Origin of the sequence: Dactylosporangium sp. CA-152071, assembly GCF_050936335.1 — a bacterium.
GTDB classification, from domain to species: domain Bacteria; phylum Actinomycetota; class Actinomycetes; order Mycobacteriales; family Micromonosporaceae; genus Dactylosporangium; species Dactylosporangium maewongense.
In genome coordinates this window covers 2099235-2116188 of sequence record NZ_JBNJMZ010000002.1, presented here as the reverse complement: position 1 = coordinate 2116188, position 16954 = coordinate 2099235, and the positions used below count along the sequence as shown (strand labels likewise).

Genomic DNA, 16954 nt, shown 5'->3' with positions numbered 1-16954 from the left:
CGGCCACCGTCAGGCACGCTGATCCTCCGCAGCCCTTGATCGGATCTTCTTCCCAGACAAGAGGAATGATCGATCAAGGGCTGCACCCATGATCAGCCAGGGGCCGATGCCAGCCCACCCGAGGTTGAAGATCAAGTTAGCGGGACTTGGCCAGGCCGTCCAGGAACAGTGAGGTGCAGTCCTCGGCGAGGCGGGTGATCGGGTATGCCGCGGTGGGCTTGAACCAGCGCACCGACAGCCAGACGGCGTCACGCATCAACCGGTAGAGGATCTTGGGGTCCAGGTCGTCGCGGATGACGCCCTCGGCGATGCCTGCCTCGATGACGGACAGCCAGGTGCTCTGCACCTCTTTGCCGGCGGTGCGCAGATATCCGAACCGTTCGATCTGGGTCAGATAGTTGACATCGTTCTGGTAGATCTCGGTGGCGTGCGGGTGCGCCTCGACGACCTCGAGCGAGGCCACGATGAGGTCGTGCAGGCGGGTCCGCGGGTGGCTTTCGCCGTCCAGCACCCGCTTGTAGCGGGTGCGCAGGTCGTCCAGGTAGGAGGTCACGATCTCGTCGACCATGGCTTCCTTGGACTCGAAGTGGTGATACAGGCTGCCGGACAGGATGCCGGCCTCGTCGGCGATCTCGCGCACGGTCGTGGCCGAGACGCCCTTGCGGGCGAACAGCGCCGCAGCGCTGGCGAGAATCCGCTCGCGTCGATCCCCAGGCTCTCGTGCCATCCCGCTCTTCCTCACCGATGTCGTTGTGCAGCCTCGTCAATCCCGTTCGCACCAGGAGTCTACGTGGACCGCGGCCGTGAGATACGGCTCGGCAGCGAGTGTAGCGCAATCAAGCAAGCGCTTGGTACGTTCATCGGGCAAGGTCCAGCCTGCGCGGTGAAGAAGGCGGCGATGGCGAACAAGCAGATGACCGAAGATGAGGTCGTGGCACAGCTGCGCTCGGGCATGACGATCGGGATCGGCGGCTGGGGATCCAGACGCAAACCGATGTCCCTGGTGCGCGCGATCCTGCGCTCCGACCTCACCGACCTGACCATCGTCAGCTACGGCGGCCCTGACGTCGGCCTGCTCCTGGCCGCCAAGAAGGTCCGCCGCCTGGTGTACGGGTTCGTCTCCCTGGACACGATCCCGCTCGAGCCGCACTTCCGGGCGGCCCGCCAGGCGGGCGCGGTGGAAGTGACCGAATACGACGAGGGCATGCTGCGCTGGGCGTTGTACGCCGCAGCGTGCCGGCTGCCCTTCATGCCCAGCCGTGCCGGGCTCGGCTCCGACGTGCTGAAGGTCAACCCCGCGCTGCGGACCGTCGCCTCGCCCTACGACGACGAGGAACTCGTCGCGATCCCGGCGGTGCGCCTCGATGCGGCCCTGGTGCACCTCAACCGGGCCGACGTGCGCGGCAACGCCCAGTACCTGGGGCCCGACCCGTACTTCGACGACCTGTTCTGCAGCGCCGCCGACAAGGCCTACGTGTCGTGCGAGCAGATCGTCGACACCGCCGAGCTCATCCGGACCGCACCCGTGCAGTCGCTGCTGTTGCAGCGGTGGATGGTGCACGGGGTCGTCGAGGCGCCCCGCGGCGCGCACTTCACCTCCTGCGCCCCTGACTACGGCCGGGACGAGGCGTTCCAGCGCGAATACGTCGCGGCCGCCGCCGACCCGCAGGCGTGGGCGGCGTTCTACGACCGGTACCTGGGGGTCCTGACGTGAGCAACGGCATGAGCGCTGTCACTCGCGCTGAGGTGTGCGTCGTGGCCTGCGCCGAGGTGTGGCGCGGCGACGGGGAGATCCTCGCCAGCCCGATCGGCCTGGTGCCGAGCATCGCCGCCCGGCTGGCCCGTGCCACCTTCGCGCCGGACCTGCTGCTGTCCGACGGCGAGGCGTACCTGACGCAGGGCACCTGGGCGATCGGCGCCACCCCGCCGGTCGTCGAAGGCTGGATCCCGTTCCGGGCCGTGTTCGACCTGCTGTACACCGGCCGCCGGCACGTCATGATGGGCCCCAGCCAGATCGACCGCTACGGCAACGCCAACATCTCCGCCATCGGCGACTTCGCCCGCCCGACCCGGGCGCTGCTCGGCGTCCGCGGCGCGCCCGGCAACACCGTCAATCACCCCACCAGCTACTGGGTGCCCCGGCACGGGCAGCGCTCGTTCGTCGCCACGGTCGACATGGTCAGCGGCGTCGGCTACGACCGGGCCGCCGCGAACCCGGCCGCCGGCCGCTACCACGAGATCCGGCGGGTGGTCAGCAACCTCGGCGTCTTCGATTTCGGCACCGACGACCACCGGATGCGTCTGGTCTCGGTGCATCCCGGCGTCACCGTCGACGAGATCGTTTCCGCGACCGGCTTCGAGCTGACCGTGCCCGCGGACGTACCGCAGACCCGGCTGCCGACCGACGCCGAGCTCGCCCTGATCCGCGAGGTCATCGACCCGGCCTCGGTCCGTTCGCGGGAAGTCGACACGTGAGTGCGCTGCGGCCGCCGATCTGCGAGCTGTTCGGCATCCGGTACCCGATCGTGCAGACCGGCATGGGCTGGGTCTCCGACGCCCGGCTCACCGCCGCCACCTCCAACGCCGGCGGCCTCGGCATCCTCGCCAGCGCGACCCTGTCCTACGAGGAACTGGTGACCGCGGTCGCCGACGTGCGGCGGCTGACCGACGCGCCGTTCGGGGTCAACCTGCGCGCCGACGCCCCCGATGCGGCAAAGCGCGCCGATCTGCTCATCCGGGAAGGTGTACGGGTTGCCTCGTTCGCCCTCGCGCCGAAGCCCGAACTGATCGAGCGGCTCAAGGCCGCCGGCGTGGTGGTGGTGCCGTCCGTCGGGGCGCGCCGGCACGCGGAGAAGGTCGCCGCGTGGGGCGTGGACGCCGTCGTCGTGCAGGGTGGCGAGGGCGGCGGGCACACCGGCCCGGTCCCCACCACCCTGCTGCTGCCCCAGGTCGTCGACGCCGTCGACATTCCGGTCATCGCCGCCGGCGGCCTCTTCGACGGACGTGGCCTGGTCGCCGCCCTCGCCTACGGCGCCGCCGGGATCGCGATGGGGACCCGGTTCCTGCTCACCAGCGACAGCCCGGTCGGTGCGGCGGTGAAGCAGCGGTACCTCGACGCCACCGTCACCGACACGGTCGTCACCGCGGCGCTGGACGGCGTGCCGCAGCGGGTCCTGCGCACCCCCTTCGTCGATGACCTCGCCGACACCGGCGCGCTGCGGCGGCTGCCCCGCGCGGTCCGCAACGCGCAGTTGCTGCGGAAGCTGTCGGGCCGGTCGTGGCTGAGCATGCTGCGCGAGGGCCGGGCCATGCGCGGCAGCCACGACCTGCGCCTCAGCCAGCTCGTCCTCGCCGCGAACACCCCGATGCTGATCCGCGCCGCCATGGTCGACGGCCGCGCCGACGCCGGCGTCATGGCCACCGGCCAGGTTGCCGGGCTCATCGACGACCTGCCCAGCTGCGCGGAGCTCATCGAGCGCATCATGGCCGAGGCCGCGGACACGCTGAAGCGGTTCGCCTGATGCCCGCCTACGCCATCGAGGACGTCGTGCCGGTCGTCCACCCGACCGCGTACGTCCATCCGACCGCGGTGCTCATCGGCGACGTCCACGTCGGCGCCGGCTGCTACGTCGGCCCACTCGCCAGCCTGCGCGGCGACTTCGGGCGCATCGTCATGGCGGCCGGCTCGAACGTCCAGGACTCCTGCGTCCTGCACACCTTCCCCGGCACGGTCCTGACCCTCGGCCCGGACGGACACGTCGGGCACGGCGCGGTCCTGCACGGCTGCCGCGTCGGCGCCGGCGCGCTCATCGGCATCAACGCGGTCGTGCTGGACGGCGTCGACGTCGGCGAATACGCGTTCGTCGGCGCGCACTCCCTCGTCAGGGCCGAGTTCGTGGTGCCGTCGAGGACCCTGGTGGCCGGCGCGCCGGCGAAGGTCGTGCGGGACCTGACGGACGTGGAACTGGCCTGGAAGGCGCACGGGACGGCGGTGTATCAGGCCCTGGCCGTGCGCAGCCGCGACTCGTTGCGACCTGCTACGCCGTTGACGGAGGAGGAGCCGGACCGGCCGCGGCTGTCGACGACCGCGGCGGTCGCGGTGCCGCTCGATCAGGCCCGGCGCGCCTCTGGTCAGCCAAGCAAGCGCTTGGTAGAGTCGTGACCATGCCGAACAAGACATCGGGCCACGGGCTGCTCGCCGGTCGCACCGTGCTGGTCACCGCCGCCGCGGGCACCGGCATCGGCTTCGCCACCGCCGAGCGGTGCGTCGAGGAGGGCGCCACGGTCGTCGTCTCCGACCGGCACGAGCGCCGCCTCGCCGAAGCCGCCGAACGCCTCGGCGTCCTCGGCGTGCCGTGCGACGTCACCGACCAGGCCCAGGTGGAGCACCTCTTCGCCACCGCCGTCTCGCATTTCGGTGGCGGGCTCGACGTGCTGGTCAACAACGCCGGGCTCGGTGGCACCGCCGCCGTCGTGGACATGACCGACGAGCAGTGGAGCACGGTCCTGGACGTCACGCTCACCGGCACCTTCCGCTGTACCAGGGCGGCACTGCGGCACATGATCCCGCGCGGCACCGGGGTGGTGGTCAACAACGCCTCCGTCATCGGCTGGCGGGCCCAGGAGGGCCAGGCGCACTACGCCGCGGCGAAGGCCGGGGTCATGGCGCTCACCCGCTGCTCCGCCCTCGAGGCGGCCCGCTCCGGGGTGCGGGTCAACGCCGTCGCGCCCAGCCTGGCGATGCACCCGCACCTGGCGAAGGTCACCACGGACGAACTGCTCGCCGAGCTGTCCACCCGGGAGGCGTTCGGCCGCCCCGCGGAGCCGTGGGAGATCGCCAACGTGATCGTGTTCCTGGCCAGCGAATACAGCTCATACATGACCGGCGAGGTCGTCTCGGTCAGCAGTCAACACCCGTAGAGAGGCCGGCATGGTCGACGACAGTGCAGTCGGGGTGACCGGCGAGCCGTTCACCCTCGACATCGAACGCGGCAAGATCCGCGAGTTCGCCCGCGCGACCGGCTCGGCGAACCCCGACTATCTGACGGCGGAGGACCCGGTGATCCCGCCGACGTTTCTGACCACCGCGTTCTTCTGGCAGACCGGGGGGTCCGACCCCTGGCCGGCGGTCGCGATGGACCAGCGCAAGGGGCTGCACGCGGAGCAGGAGTTCGTGTTCCACGGCCCGCCACCCCGCGCCGGCGACCGGCTCACCGGGCGATCCCGGATCGAGTCGGTCACCCGCAAGGAGGGCCGCAGCGGCACCCTCACCTTCGCGGTGATGGTCACCGAGTTCCGCGACGAGACCGGCCGCCACGTCGCCACCGCCCGCCTCACCGGCGTGGAGACGGCAGTGACCGGTACGCAGCGCAGCGGAGAGGCCGGTCATCAGGCAGCGCAGTCCCAAGGTCAGGGCGGCGCCGAAGCGAAGGTGACGGCATGACCGCCTCCGTCCACGGCCCGCTGACTCGGACTGACCTGGTGCGTTACCAGGGGGCGTCCGGGGACTTCAACCCGATCCACCACGACGAGCTGTTCGCCCTGGCGGCCGGGATGCCGGCGCCGCTGTCGCTGGGCATGCTGCAGGCCGGGTTCCTGGCGACCTGGGCGACCGACCGGTTCGGCGCCGCGGCGGTCCGCTCCTTCCGGGTCCGCTTCGCCGCCCAGGTCTTCCCTGGCGACACCGTCACCTGCGACGGCACCGTCGTGCGGCAGGACGAGGGCAGCTTCGACGTCGAGATGACGTGCACCACCCAGGACGGCACCGTCGCCGTGTACGGCTGGGCGACCTTCACCACGGAGGCATCGTGATCGAGTCCACAGTGGACGAACTCGGGGTGGCCGAGATCGTCATGGCCAACCCGCCGGTGAACGCGCTGCCGGTGGCCGGCTGGTTCGCCCTCGCCGCCGCCCTCGACGCGGCCGGCGCCGACGCGGGCGTCCGCGCGGTCGTGCTGCGCGCCGAGGGACGCGGTTTCAACGCCGGCGTCGACATCAAGGAACTCCAGGCGAGCACCGGCTACGGCGCCCTCGTCGGGGCCAACCGTGGCTGCGCGGCCGCGTTCAGCGCCGTCTACGACTGCCCGGTCCCCGTCATCGCGGCCGTGCACGGGTTCTGCCTCGGCGGCGGCATCGGCCTGGTCGGCAACGCCGACGTCATCGTCGCCTCCGACGACGCCACGTTCGGGCTGCCGGAGGTCGACCGGGGCGCCCTCGGCGCGGCCACGCACCTGTCGCGGCTGGTGCCGCAGCACAAGATGCGGGCCATGATGTACACGTCGGCGACCGCGACCGCCGCCGAGCTGCACGCGTTCGGCTCGGTCCTCACCGTCGTGCCCCGCGACGAGCTGCGGGCCGCCGCGTTCGCCGTCGCCCACGACATCGCGGCCAAGGACCCGGCGGTCATCCGGGCCGCGAAGGAGTCGCTCAACGGCATCGACCCGTGGGACCCGAAACGCAGCTACCGCTACGAGCAGGGTTTCACCTTCGAGCTCAACCTCACCGGCGTGGCCGACAAAGTCCGGGACGAGTTCGGCCAATGACCGGAATCCGCCTGGAAGACACCCCGGACGAGGCCGCCTTCCGCGCCGAGGCACGGGCCTGGCTGCGAGCCAACGTGCCCGGCCCGCTGCCGTCCGGCGACACCCGCGAGGGCTTCGCCGAGCACCTGCACTGGGAACGCGCCCTGTTCGACGCCGGCTGGGCCGTCGTGTCGTGGCCGCGCCGGTACGGCGGTCGCGACGCCTCGCTGTGGCAGTGGCTCATCTTCGAGGAGGAGTACTACGCCGCCGGCGCACCGCAGCGCGTCACCCAGAACGGCATCTTCCTGCTCGCCCCGACTCTGTTCGAGTTCGGCACCGCTGCGCAGCAGGACACCCTCCTGCCTCGGATGGCCGCCGCCCGGGACCTGTGGTGCCAGGGCTGGTCCGAGCCCGGCGCCGGCAGCGACCTCGCCGCCATCAGCAGCCGCGCCGAACCCGTCGACGGCGGCTGGCGGCTCAACGGGCAGAAGACCTGGACCACCCGAGGCGCCTTCAGCACCCACCTCTTCGGTCTGTTCCGCACCGACCCGGCCGCCGCCCGGCACCGCGGCCTCACCTACTTCCTCGTCCCCCTGGACGCCGGCGGGGTGACGGTCCGCGGCTTCGGCCGCCTCGACGGCGACGAGGGCTTCGCCGAGGTCTTCTTCGACGACGTGTTCGTCCCCGCCGGCGCCGTCCTCGGCGAACCCGGCAAGGGCTGGCAGGTCGCCATGTCCACGACCGGCTCCGAACGCGGCCTCACGCTGCGCTCCCCGGGCCGGTTCCTGCACACCGCGCAGCGGCTCGTCGCGCTCGCCGCCGCGCAGGGCGACCGGCTGCGGCCCGTCGTGCGGGAGCGGGTCACCCGGGCCTGGCTCAACGCCCGCGCCTACCAGCTGTTCACCCTCAACCAGGTCACCGACCTCGTCGAAGGGCGACCACCCGGCGCCCGATCGAGCCTCAACAAGCTGTTCTGGTCGCGGCTGGACATCGAGCTGCACGAGATCGCCCTGGAGCTGCTCGGCGCGGAAGCGGTCCTCGACTCGCCGTGGACCCGCGGCTTCCAGTTCTCGCTCGCCGGCCCGATCTACGCCGGCACCAACGAGATCCAGCGCAACATCGTCGCCGAGCGGGTGCTCGGCCTGCCACGAGCGTGAAGGGAAGCCACTGTGCGGTTCGCGTTGACTGAGGACCAGACCGCGCTGCGCGACGCGGTGCGGGCGCCGCTCGCCGCGGGCGGCTGGTCCACGCTCGCCGATCTCGGCGTGTTCGCCGCCATGGCCGACCTCGGCCTGGACGAGACCGACCTCGTCCCGGTCCTTGAGGAGGTCGGCTACGCCGCCGTCGCGCTGCCGGTCACCGCGACCGCGTTCGTCGCCGTGCCGCTGCTCGCCGCGCTCGACGACGACCGGGCCGCCGCGGCCGCCACCGGGTCGCTGCGGATCGCGGTCGCCGGGCCGGGCGGCCTCACCCCGTTCGGCGGGCACGCCGACCTCGTGCTGCACCTCGACGGCGGTGTCGCCCGGATCGGTGGCCTGAGCACTGCCGCATCCACTGTGGACACCAGTCTCGACGCCGTCGTCTCCATGGCTGCCGGCGTCCTCACCGACGACCCGGCACTCGTCGAGGCCGCCGCCGGGCGGGCCGCCCTCGGCCACGCCGCCGAACTGGTCGGGCTCGGCCGGCGGATGCTCGACCTGACCGTCGGCTACGTCCAGCAGCGCTACCAGTTCGGGGCGCCCGTCGGCAGCTTCCAGGCCGTCAAGCACCAACTCGCCGACGCGTACCTCGGCCTGGAGTTCGCCCGGCCCGCCGTCCTTGCCGCCGCCTGGGCACTGCAGGAAGGCGCGGACGCGGGACCCGCCGTCGACGGCGCCGTCGTGCTCGCCGCCGACGCCGCGCACGCGGCGAGCCGCGCCGCGATCCAGTGCCACGGCGCCATCGGCTACACCGTCGAATACGAACTGCACCGCTTCGCCAAACGCGCCTGGGCCCTCGCCGCCCTCGCCGGCCCCGGCGACCGCCTCGCCGCCCTCGCCACCACCATCGGTCTGAAGGAGCAAGGGACATGACCGACGAAGCAGACGTCGTCCGGTATCGCACCGAAGGCCCGGTCGCGGTCGTGACGATGCACCGGCCGCAGTACCGCAACGCCCAGAACTCCGCGATGACCTACGCGCTCGACGACGCGCTGTACCGCGCCGCCGGCGACGACGAGGTCAAGGTCATCGTGCTCACGGGGGAGGGCAAACACTTCTCCGCCGGGCACGACATCGGCACGCCCGGCCGGGACATCGACACCACGTTCCCGCGCCGCGCCGGCCTGTGGTGGGACCACGTCGGCAAACCCGGCGCGGAGAGCCGCTTCGCCCGCGAGTCCGAGGTGTACCTCGGCATGTGCCGGCGCTGGCGGGAACTGCCGAAGCCGACCATCGCTGCGGTCCAGGGCGCCTGCATCGCCGGCGGGCTGATGCTGGCCTGGTGCTGCGACCTCATCGTCGCCGCCGACGACGCGTTCTTCGCCGACCCGGTGGTGCGCATGGGCATCCCGGGCGTCGAGTATTTCGCCCACCCGTGGGTGATGGGTCCCCGGCACGCCAAGGAGTTCCTGTTCCTCGGTGAGCGGGTGTACGCCGACCGCGCCCTGCAACTCGGCATGATCAACCGGGTCGTGCCACGCGCCGACCTGGAATCGTCCACGATGGACATCGCCCGGCGGATCGCGGAGATGCCCCGCCTCGGCCTCGCCCTGACGAAGAAGGCGGTCAACCAGGCCGAGGACCTGATGGGCCTGCGCGCCGGGATGGACTCGGTGTTCGGCCTGCACCACGTCGCCCACGCGCACAACGCCGAGGTCGGCCACGACTCCCTCGCCGGGCACGACGCCCGGTCGATGCGCGACGGCGGTCGCTGATGCCGCGACGGTACGACGGCCGCGTCGCCCTCGTCACCGGTGCCGCCTCCGGCATCGGGCGGGCCGTCGCGACCCGCCTGCGGGACGAGGGCGCCCGCGTCGCCGGCCTCGACATGGCCGCCGTGGACATCGACGGGGTCCACGGCATCCGCTGCGACCTGCGCGACGAAGATCAGGTCGCCGCCGCCGTCGCCGACGCGGCCGGATGGGGCGGCCGGATCGACCTGCTCGCCAACGTCGCCGGGGTCGCCTCCTACGCGCACACCACCGACGTCACCCTCGCCGAGTGGGACCGGATCCTCGCGGTGAACCTCACCGGCACGTTCCTCGCCTGCCGGACCGCGCTGCCGCACCTGATCGCCGCGCGGGGTGCCGTCGTCAACGTGGCGTCCCTGGCAGGGGTCCGCGGCTGGCGGTACAGCGCCGCGTATTCCGCCGCGAAGGGCGGGGTCGTCGCGCTCACCCGGGCCCTCGCCGTGGAATACGCGCCGGATGGGGTGCGGGTCGCCTGCGTGTGCCCGGGGTCCGTGGACACGCCGCTGAAACGTAACCTGGTGCCCGTGCCGGACCAGGACCCGCGGCTGGCCGGGCACGCCCGGGCGCTGCTCGACCCGCCGGTCGCCGAGCCGGACGAGGTCGCCGCCGCGATCGCCTACCTCGGCTCCGCCGAAGCGCGCTTCGCCACCGGTGCCGTGCTGCGCCTCGACGGCGGCGCCGGTGTCTGAGTACCCTCCGGACGTCGTCGCCCACCACGCCTCCGGCACCTGGACCGCCGAGACGATCGCCGCGATGGTCGCCCGCAACGACCCCGACCGGGTCGCGTTCATCGCCCCCGAGGGCACCTTCACCTGGGGCGAATACGACGTCCTGTCATCACGCCTGGCACAGTCCTATGTGGATGCCGGGTTCGCGCCCGGGGACCGGCTCGCCGTCCTGCTCACCGGCGGCGCGCTGACCCACGTCGCCTACCTCGCCGCGCAGAAGGCCGGCCTGGTTACCGTCGGGATCGGCCCCCGGGCCGGCGACGCCGAGATCATCCACCTGCTGACCAAGACCGGTGCGGTGGGGCTCGCCACCCGCTGGTCGCACCGCGGCCGGCCGGGCGCGGAGATCGCCGCGCGCTGCGGCGCGCCCCGGCACGTACCACTCGACCTGGCGTCCCTGCCCGCCGCCGGCCACCCGGGCCCTGGGCTCGGCGCGGACGACCTGTTCTTCGTCAACTCCACGTCCGGCACGACGGGGCTGCCGAAGTGCGTACGGCAGACGATGAACAACCGCAAGTACTTCGGACCCCTCGCCCACGCCGCCGGCCGGTTCGGCCCCGATGAGGTCTTCGCCAGCGCGCTGCCCGCCCCGTACGGCTTCGGGCTGTGGAGCGCCCACGTCGTGCCAGCCATGTACGGCTACCCGACCGTGCTCACCGCCGAGTTCGACGCCGCCGAGACACTGCGGCTCATCGAGGAACACCGGGTCACCGTGCTGTGCGCGGTCACCGCCCAGTTCATCATGCTGCTGAACTCACCGGCGTTCGCGACCACGGACCTTTCCTCGCTACGGGTCATGTTCACCGGCGGGGAACGAGTGCCGGTCGAGCGGGCCCGCGAGTTCGAGGAACGGACCGGCTGCGCGGTGCTGCAGTTCTACGGCTCCAACGAGGCCGGTCCGCTGTCGGTGACCACCGTGGACGACCCGCGCACGGCCAGGCTGACCACCGCCGGCCGGCCGATCCCCGGGGCGCGGCTGCGGCTGCTCGCCGACGGCGCCGACGTCACCGCCGACGGGGGACCGGGCCAGGTGGCCGCCAGCGGCCCCGGCTGCACCCCCGGCTACCTCGACGACGACGCCGCGAACGCCGCCCTGTTCCGTCCCGACGGCTGGCTGCTGACCGGCGACGTGGCCACCGTCGACGGCGACGGCTACCTGTCCATCACCGGCCGGATCGCGGACTTCATCATCCGCGGCGGCCACAACGTGAGCGCGCTCGTCGTGGAGGAGGCGGTCGGCGCCCACCCGTCGGTCGCGCAGACCGCCGTCGTCGCCGTCCCCGACCCGGTTCTCGGCGAACGCGTCTGCGCCTACATCGTCACCCGCGACGAGCTGACCCTCGACGCCCTGCGGGTGCACCTGGACGCGGCAGGGGTGTCGAAGCAGAACTGGCCGGAGTACCTGGTCGCCCTGCCGTCGCTGCCCCTTGGTACCGGCGGCAAGGTGGACAAGGCGGCGCTGCGAGCCGACGCGGCCCGGCGCTTCACCGCCTGACGTCCGCGGCGCCGCGGGCACCGGACAGCGTGGCGGCACGGGCGACGCTGCGACCTACCGGGACCTCGGGGAGGCGGCCTGGGCGTGGACGCTGCGCCACGTGCACCGCGACGACGGGCCGTGGCTGCCTGACCGGGTCACCGACGGCCGGCCGGAGCCCGCGCCTGACCGGGACTCCCTCCACGCCGGCATCGCGGGGCTCGCGCCGGTCCTCGCCGAGATCCGGCTGCGCCGGCCGCTGAGCGGGGCCGAGACCGCGCTCTCGGGCGGGATCGTCGAGCGGCTGGCAGCGCAGGCCGAGACGCGCGTGGAGCCGTCGCTGTACGACGGCGAGCTGGCCCAGGTAGGTCAGCTTCAGTGCCTGATGAGGGTCTGGGCCACCTGGCCGTCACCGATGGGGCGGCCGTCGAGGGTGGCGTGCACGTCGAAGAGGTAGCGCCGGCCGCGGACGTCGGCAAGGACGGCCGTCACCACGAACTGCTGGCCGGTGCGGGCCGGGCCGGTGTGCCGTACCCCGATCCAGGTGCCCAGTGACGCGGTTGCCGGCGCGAAATACGGGCGCAGGACGTCGGCGGCGGTGTCCTCCAGGCAGGCGATGAGCGCCGGGGTGCTCAGCACCGGCTCGGTGTCCGGGACGTGGTCGGTGGTCTGGTCCGCGGTGACCGTGAAGGTGCGGGTGCGGGAGGCGCCTGGGCCGAGGTCGGTGCGCAGCAGCCGGTGCGGTGCCTCGTCGCGGGGTGCGCCGTGGCGCACGCGGAGGTCGGCGACGAGCCGCTCACCCCGCACCAGCCGCAGCATCACCACCCGGCCGCCGGTCGCACCCTCCACGGAGGTGAGCCGCAGCGGGTCGTCGCCGTGGCCCGCTGGGTCGCCGTGCCAGATGAGCTGCTCCACGTGGGCGTCCGCCGGGATGGGCAGCAGCGGCAGGATGCGAAGGTCCGCCGGGGTGCCGGCGGGGGCAGTCCAGAGGTCCGGCACGCGGCGCTCCCTACCTTGACATGCTCGAAGGGTCAGGAACAGAATGGCACAACCAAGCGCTTGTTTGGTAGAGGTCTTGGGGGTTCTTCGTGCACGACCTGTTCCCCGCCGGAGCCGCGCCGGCGCCCGGCAGCGTCCACGAGCGCTACGTCGCCGACCGCCTCGCCGAGGTGCGGGACGGCGAGACGCTGCCCGACACCGTCCGCCGGCACGCCGCGGCGCAACCGGACGGCATCGCCTTCGTCGCCGGCGACGACCGGCTCACCTGGGCGCAGTTCGACGCCCGCTCCACCGCCTTCGCGCAGCGGCTCGCCGACGCCGGGCTCCCGCGCGGCACCCGCGTCGGGGTCCTGCTGCCCGACGGCGTCGAGGTGCACGTCGTGTACCTCGCCGCGATGAAGGCCGGCATGATCGTCGTCGCGATCGGCCCGCGGGCGGCCCGTCTGGAGGTCCGGCACCTGCTCACCGTCGGGGGTGCCACCGCGCTCGTCAGTCTGGCCCGGCACCGCGACGAGCCGGTCGCCGCACTCGTGGAGGGGCTCGGCATCGTCGTACACCTCGAAATCCAGAAACTCGAGGACGGCACGGTCGCGCCGAAAGGGGCGCACGAGCTGCGCCGCGACGAGATCCACCTGCTGAACTCGACGTCCGGCACGACCGGCATGCCCAAATGCGTGGTGCACAACCAGGACCGCTGGTTCTACTACCACGAGCTCGCCGTCGAGTGTGGCGACCTGCGCCCCGACGACGTGTTCCTGACGCTGATCCCGGCGCCCTACGGCTTCGCGCAGTGGACCGCCAACTTCACCCCCACGCTGCTGGGCGCCCCAACCGTGGTCATGCCCCGCTTCTCCGCCGACGAGGCGCTGCGCCTCATCGAGCGCGAGCGGGTCACCGTCGTGTGCTGCGTCAGCACCCAGTTCATCATGATGCTCAACTCGCCGGTCGCCTCGGACGTGGACCTGTCGTCGCTGCGGGTCATGTTCACCGGCGGCGAGGCCGTGCCGTTCGAGCGGGCCGCCGAGTTCGAACGCCGCACCGGCGCCAGAGTGTTGCAGTTCTTCGGCTCCAACGAGACCGGCGCACTGTCGCGGACCTCGGTCACCGACACCACCGACCAGCGGCTGCGTACCGCCGGGAAGGTCATCGACGCGATGCGGGTGCGGCTGTTCGCCGAGGACGGCACCGACGTTACCGCCGTCGGCGGCCCCGGCCAGGCCGCGTGCGCCGGCCCCGCCACGTGCCTGGGCTACTTCGCCGACCCGGCCGCCAACGAGGCGCTGTTCACGGCCGACGGCTGGATGCTCACCGGCGACATCTGCACCATCGACGCCGACGGCTACCTGCGGGTCGTGGACCGCAAGTCCGACTTCATCATCCGCGGCGGCAAGAACATCAGCGCCGCCGCTGTCGAGGACCACGTCGGCTCGCACCCCGCGGTCGCCATGGTCGCCGCGGTGGCAGTGCCGGACCCGACATTCGGCGAGCGGGTCTGCGCCTTCGTCGTGCTGCGCGACGCGGAGACCCTCGACCTCGACGGGCTCCGCCAGCACCTCGACGTGCGCGGGGTGTCCCGGGACAACTGGCCGGAGCGCCTGGAGATCGTGCCGGACCTGCCCCGCGGCTCCGGTGGCAAAATCGCCAAGGCCCAGCTCCGCCAGCGCCTGCGTGCCTGAACGGCGTTGCCGGGCCGTCAGGCCTTCGGGTCGGTGAGCAGATCGCGCAGGCGGCCGCGCTGGATCTGGCCGGTCGCGGGGGTGCGGGGGATCGTGCTGGTCGTCGCGACTCGGCGGGGCACCTTGAACCCGGCGAGCCGGCCCTCCACATGCGACCGCACCTGGGCCACCGTCGGCGGCGGGCAGCCGTCGGGGACCACGAACACCGCGCAGACGACCTCGCCCCACCGGTCGTCGGGCAGGCCGACGACCGCCACGTCGAGCACGCCCGACAGGTCGCGTAGCGCGTGCTCGACCTCCGCCGGGCCGACCGACTCGCCGCCGGTGCGGATCACCTCGCGGGTGCGGCCGGTCAGGAACAGGTAGCCGTCCTCGTCGAGGCGGCCGAGGTCGCCGGAGCGGTACTCGCCGGTGAGCGGGTCGGCGCCGAGGTAGCCGTTCATCAGCGCGGGGCCTTCGACGCAGACCTCGCCGTCGGCGGCCAGCCACAAGGCGTTCGGGGTCGCGGCCCGCCCGACGCTGCCGGGCTTGCGGGCCAGATCCCAGTCGTGCAGTGCCGCCATCCGGCCGGCCTCGGTGGAGCCGTACAGGATCGTCGTGGTCGTGCCGGGCAGCCTGGCCTTGATCCGTTCGACGAGGTCCGCGGCGACGCTGGACGTGCCGGTGTCGGCGTGCAGGAGCGAGCGCAGGTCGGCGGCGCGGTGCTCCCGGTCCAGCAGACGTTCCCAGACCGCCGGGATGCAGTACAGCGCCGAGGGGCGCTGCCGGCGGACCACGTCGATCACCTCGACGGCGTCGGCGCGGCGCACCAGGTGCACGGCGGTGCGGTGCTGCCAGGCCTCCATCACGTAGTGCCAGCCGCCGTAGTGGTACAGCGGGAACGTGCACACCACGCCGCCGTGCCCGCGCAGGCCGCTGGTGAACGTGCCGCCGCCGGGTGCCGCACGCAGCCAGCTCGCCCGGTGGCTGACCAGGGCGCCCTTCGGTGTGCCGGTGCTACCGCTGGTCAGGTACACGATGTGCGGCGCCGCGTCGTCCACCGGCCGCCGGTCCCAGACGCTGGAGCCGTTGCCGAGGGTTTCGTGGTGTACGACTCCCGCCTCGCCGAACGCCAGGTCCGACAGCACGAGCCGGGGGTCGAGGTACCGGCGGACCGCGTTGCGTTCGTGCACCGGCAGGGCGGGGTTCAGCGGGGCGAACACCGCGCCGAGCCGCGCGCAGGCGACGAACACGTCCAGGGAGCGCAGGGTGGGCGTCGCGCACCACAGCACGATGTCGCCGGTGCCGACCCCGCGGGCGGCGAGGGCGTTCGCGGTCCGGTTCGCGGCGACGTCCAGCTCCGCGAACGTCACCGCCCCCGCGCCGAGGGTGGCAGCGGTCCGTCCAGGGGCGGTGAGCGCGGCAAGCGTGACGATGTCCCCGATCAGCAGGCTCATGCGGCTGCGTCCCAGGGGCCGATGCTGACCTGTGCGGGGCCGGCTGCGGCGTGCGCCGCCTTGTCGCGGGTGATCTCCAGGGCCTTCGGCAGCGCGTCGACGCCGTCGAGCCGGTGCGTCACCAGGCAGTCGAGGTCGACGTAGCCGCGGCGCACCAGGCGCAGCGCCTGCTCGAACGCGCTGCCGCCGGGGGAGTAGCCGCCCGCGCCGGACCGCGGGTGCAGCAGTGCCACGGCACGCTCCCGCAGCAGGCCCAGCGGTGCGCTCGCGTGCCGGGGCAGGACCGCGACCATGACGATCCGCCCGCCGCGCCGCACGCATTGGGCGGCCAGCTCCAAGGTGGACGTGCCGGCGAGTCCGGCGCTCGGCATGCCGCCCGCGGTCTCGAACACCACGTCGGCGCCGATGCCGCCGGTCGCCTCCAGGACCGCGGCGTGGACGTCCTCGGTCGCGTCGATGACTGCATCGGCACCGGCCGCGAGAGCGAGCCGCCGCTTGGCGGGGCTGCGGCCGGTGACGATGATCAGGCCGGCGCCGCCGTGCCGGGCCACCTGCGTGTGCAGCACGCCCATCACGCCGGCGCCGAGGATCAGGACGCTGTCGCCGGGCCGCACCTCGGCGATGGCGTGCCCGTGCAGCGCGCCGGCGAGGGGCTGCACGGCGGCGGCCTGCGCCGCGGTGACCCCGTCCGGGACGGTGACGACCGACTTCGCCGGCACGGCGACCCGCTCGGCGAACGCCCCCGCCCGGGTGAAGCCGAGCACAGCGGGGGAGGGGCAGGCGTCCGGGCGGTCCCGGCGGCAGGCGGCGCAGGTGCCGCACGCGGCCGTCTCGACGGCGGTCACCCGGTCCCCGACCGCGTGCCCGCTTCCCGGCCCGGCGACGCTGATGACCCCGGCGAACTCGTGGCCGCCGAAGCGGGTCGGCCCGGCGGCGAGCCGGGCGGCGAGGACGTCGTGCATGGCGACCGGGTCACCGGCGATGAGCATGCACTCGGTGACGCTCGGCTGGACGCAGGCGACGTCGATGACGACCTCGTCCGGCCCGGGGACCGGGTCCGGGACCTCCTCGACGGTCGGATCGCCGAAGCCGTGCAGTACCAGTGCCCGCATCTCATGCTCTCCTCGGCCGTGCTTGACGGTGCAGTTAGATTTTGTATTCAATATTCAA

18 protein-coding genes are annotated in these 16954 nt (G+C 72.9%); 14 read left to right on the top strand and 4 right to left on the bottom strand.

From position 1 onward, the window contains the following. Positions 1-136: 136 nt before the first annotated feature. Positions 137-727: a TetR/AcrR family transcriptional regulator gene (locus ACQEVZ_RS49395; protein ID WP_354894174.1), complete on the bottom strand. Its 591-nt coding sequence runs from the start codon at positions 725-727 to the stop codon at positions 137-139. 171 nt (positions 728-898) lie between these two features. On the opposite strand from ACQEVZ_RS49395, the gene ACQEVZ_RS49390 reads away from it, so the two are divergent. The 13 genes from ACQEVZ_RS49390 to ACQEVZ_RS49330 all read left to right on the top strand — a co-directional run bounded on the left by ACQEVZ_RS49390 (position 899) and on the right by ACQEVZ_RS49330 (position 11694). Continuing rightward, positions 899-1714, top strand: coding sequence for a CoA transferase subunit A (locus ACQEVZ_RS49390; RefSeq protein ID WP_433381843.1), 816 nt, complete (start codon positions 899-901; stop codon positions 1712-1714). Positions 1715-1722: 8 nt separating this feature from the next. Beyond that, complete coding sequence (locus ACQEVZ_RS49385) at positions 1723-2475, top strand: CoA-transferase subunit beta (protein ID WP_344499701.1); 753 nt, start codon at positions 1723-1725, stop codon at positions 2473-2475. A 62-nt stretch (positions 2476-2537) separates the two neighbouring features. Next, the gene (locus ACQEVZ_RS49380; RefSeq protein WP_433386121.1) at positions 2538-3521 is read left to right on the top strand and encodes an NAD(P)H-dependent flavin oxidoreductase; all 984 of its coding nucleotides are present in this window, start codon (positions 2538-2540) and stop codon (positions 3519-3521) included. Next, positions 3521-4162, top strand: a complete 642-nt coding sequence (locus ACQEVZ_RS49375) for a gamma carbonic anhydrase family protein (protein ID WP_344499705.1) — start codon at positions 3521-3523, stop codon at positions 4160-4162. The genes ACQEVZ_RS49380 and ACQEVZ_RS49375 overlap by 1 nt, the downstream gene beginning before the upstream one ends. Before the next feature lie 2 nt (positions 4163-4164). Then, on the top strand, positions 4165-4920 hold the full coding sequence (locus ACQEVZ_RS49370) for an SDR family oxidoreductase (RefSeq protein WP_433381839.1): 756 nt from the start codon (positions 4165-4167) through the stop codon (positions 4918-4920). 10 nt (positions 4921-4930) lie between these two features. Beyond that, a complete protein-coding gene (locus tag ACQEVZ_RS49365; protein WP_354894180.1) occupies positions 4931-5443 on the top strand; it encodes an FAS1-like dehydratase domain-containing protein in 513 nt (170 codons plus the stop codon). Further along, positions 5440-5811 carry a MaoC/PaaZ C-terminal domain-containing protein gene (locus ACQEVZ_RS49360; RefSeq protein ID WP_433381836.1) on the top strand — a complete coding sequence of 124 codons (372 nt, stop codon included), beginning with the start codon at positions 5440-5442 and terminating at the stop codon, positions 5809-5811. The genes ACQEVZ_RS49365 and ACQEVZ_RS49360 overlap by 4 nt, the downstream gene beginning before the upstream one ends. After that, a complete protein-coding gene (locus tag ACQEVZ_RS49355; protein ID WP_344499712.1) occupies positions 5808-6542 on the top strand; it encodes an enoyl-CoA hydratase family protein in 735 nt (244 codons plus the stop codon). The genes ACQEVZ_RS49360 and ACQEVZ_RS49355 overlap by 4 nt, the downstream gene beginning before the upstream one ends. Beyond that, the gene (locus ACQEVZ_RS49350) at positions 6539-7678 is read left to right on the top strand and encodes an acyl-CoA dehydrogenase family protein (protein ID WP_344499714.1); all 1140 of its coding nucleotides are present in this window, start codon (positions 6539-6541) and stop codon (positions 7676-7678) included. The genes ACQEVZ_RS49355 and ACQEVZ_RS49350 overlap by 4 nt, the downstream gene beginning before the upstream one ends. A 24-nt stretch (positions 7679-7702) precedes the next feature. Beyond that, positions 7703-8593, top strand: a complete 891-nt coding sequence (locus tag ACQEVZ_RS49345) for an acyl-CoA dehydrogenase family protein (RefSeq protein ID WP_433381831.1) — start codon at positions 7703-7705, stop codon at positions 8591-8593. Beyond that, positions 8590-9435, top strand: coding sequence for an enoyl-CoA hydratase (locus ACQEVZ_RS49340; RefSeq protein ID WP_433381828.1), 846 nt, complete (start codon positions 8590-8592; stop codon positions 9433-9435). Before ACQEVZ_RS49345 ends, ACQEVZ_RS49340 begins: the two co-directional genes overlap by 4 nt. Further along, positions 9435-10160 carry an SDR family NAD(P)-dependent oxidoreductase gene (locus tag ACQEVZ_RS49335; RefSeq protein ID WP_433381825.1) on the top strand — a complete coding sequence of 242 codons (726 nt, stop codon included), beginning with the start codon at positions 9435-9437 and terminating at the stop codon, positions 10158-10160. The genes ACQEVZ_RS49340 and ACQEVZ_RS49335 overlap by 1 nt, the downstream gene beginning before the upstream one ends. Further along, positions 10153-11694 carry a class I adenylate-forming enzyme family protein gene (locus tag ACQEVZ_RS49330; RefSeq protein ID WP_433381822.1) on the top strand — a complete coding sequence of 514 codons (1542 nt, stop codon included), beginning with the start codon at positions 10153-10155 and terminating at the stop codon, positions 11692-11694. The genes ACQEVZ_RS49335 and ACQEVZ_RS49330 overlap by 8 nt, the downstream gene beginning before the upstream one ends. Positions 11695-12048: 354 nt before the next feature. Here the strand turns inward: ACQEVZ_RS49330 and ACQEVZ_RS49325 are convergent, their stop codons facing one another. Then, a complete protein-coding gene (locus ACQEVZ_RS49325; protein WP_354894194.1) occupies positions 12049-12672 on the bottom strand; it encodes a thioesterase family protein in 624 nt (207 codons plus the stop codon). Between the two features lie 89 nt (positions 12673-12761). Between ACQEVZ_RS49325 and ACQEVZ_RS49320 the strand changes: the two genes are divergently transcribed. Beyond that, the gene (locus ACQEVZ_RS49320; protein WP_433381819.1) at positions 12762-14348 is read left to right on the top strand and encodes a class I adenylate-forming enzyme family protein; all 1587 of its coding nucleotides are present in this window, start codon (positions 12762-12764) and stop codon (positions 14346-14348) included. 17 nt (positions 14349-14365) lie between these two features. Here ACQEVZ_RS49320 and ACQEVZ_RS49315 read toward each other — a convergent pair whose 3' ends face one another. Both ACQEVZ_RS49315 and ACQEVZ_RS49310 read right to left on the bottom strand, forming a co-directional pair. Continuing rightward, positions 14366-15784: a class I adenylate-forming enzyme family protein gene (locus tag ACQEVZ_RS49315; protein ID WP_433381816.1), complete on the bottom strand. Its 1419-nt coding sequence runs from the start codon at positions 15782-15784 to the stop codon at positions 14366-14368. After that, positions 15781-16896 carry a zinc-dependent alcohol dehydrogenase gene (locus tag ACQEVZ_RS49310; RefSeq protein ID WP_433381813.1) on the bottom strand — a complete coding sequence of 372 codons (1116 nt, stop codon included), beginning with the start codon at positions 16894-16896 and terminating at the stop codon, positions 15781-15783. The genes ACQEVZ_RS49315 and ACQEVZ_RS49310 overlap by 4 nt, the downstream gene beginning before the upstream one ends. Between the last annotated feature and the right edge of the window lie 58 nt (positions 16897-16954).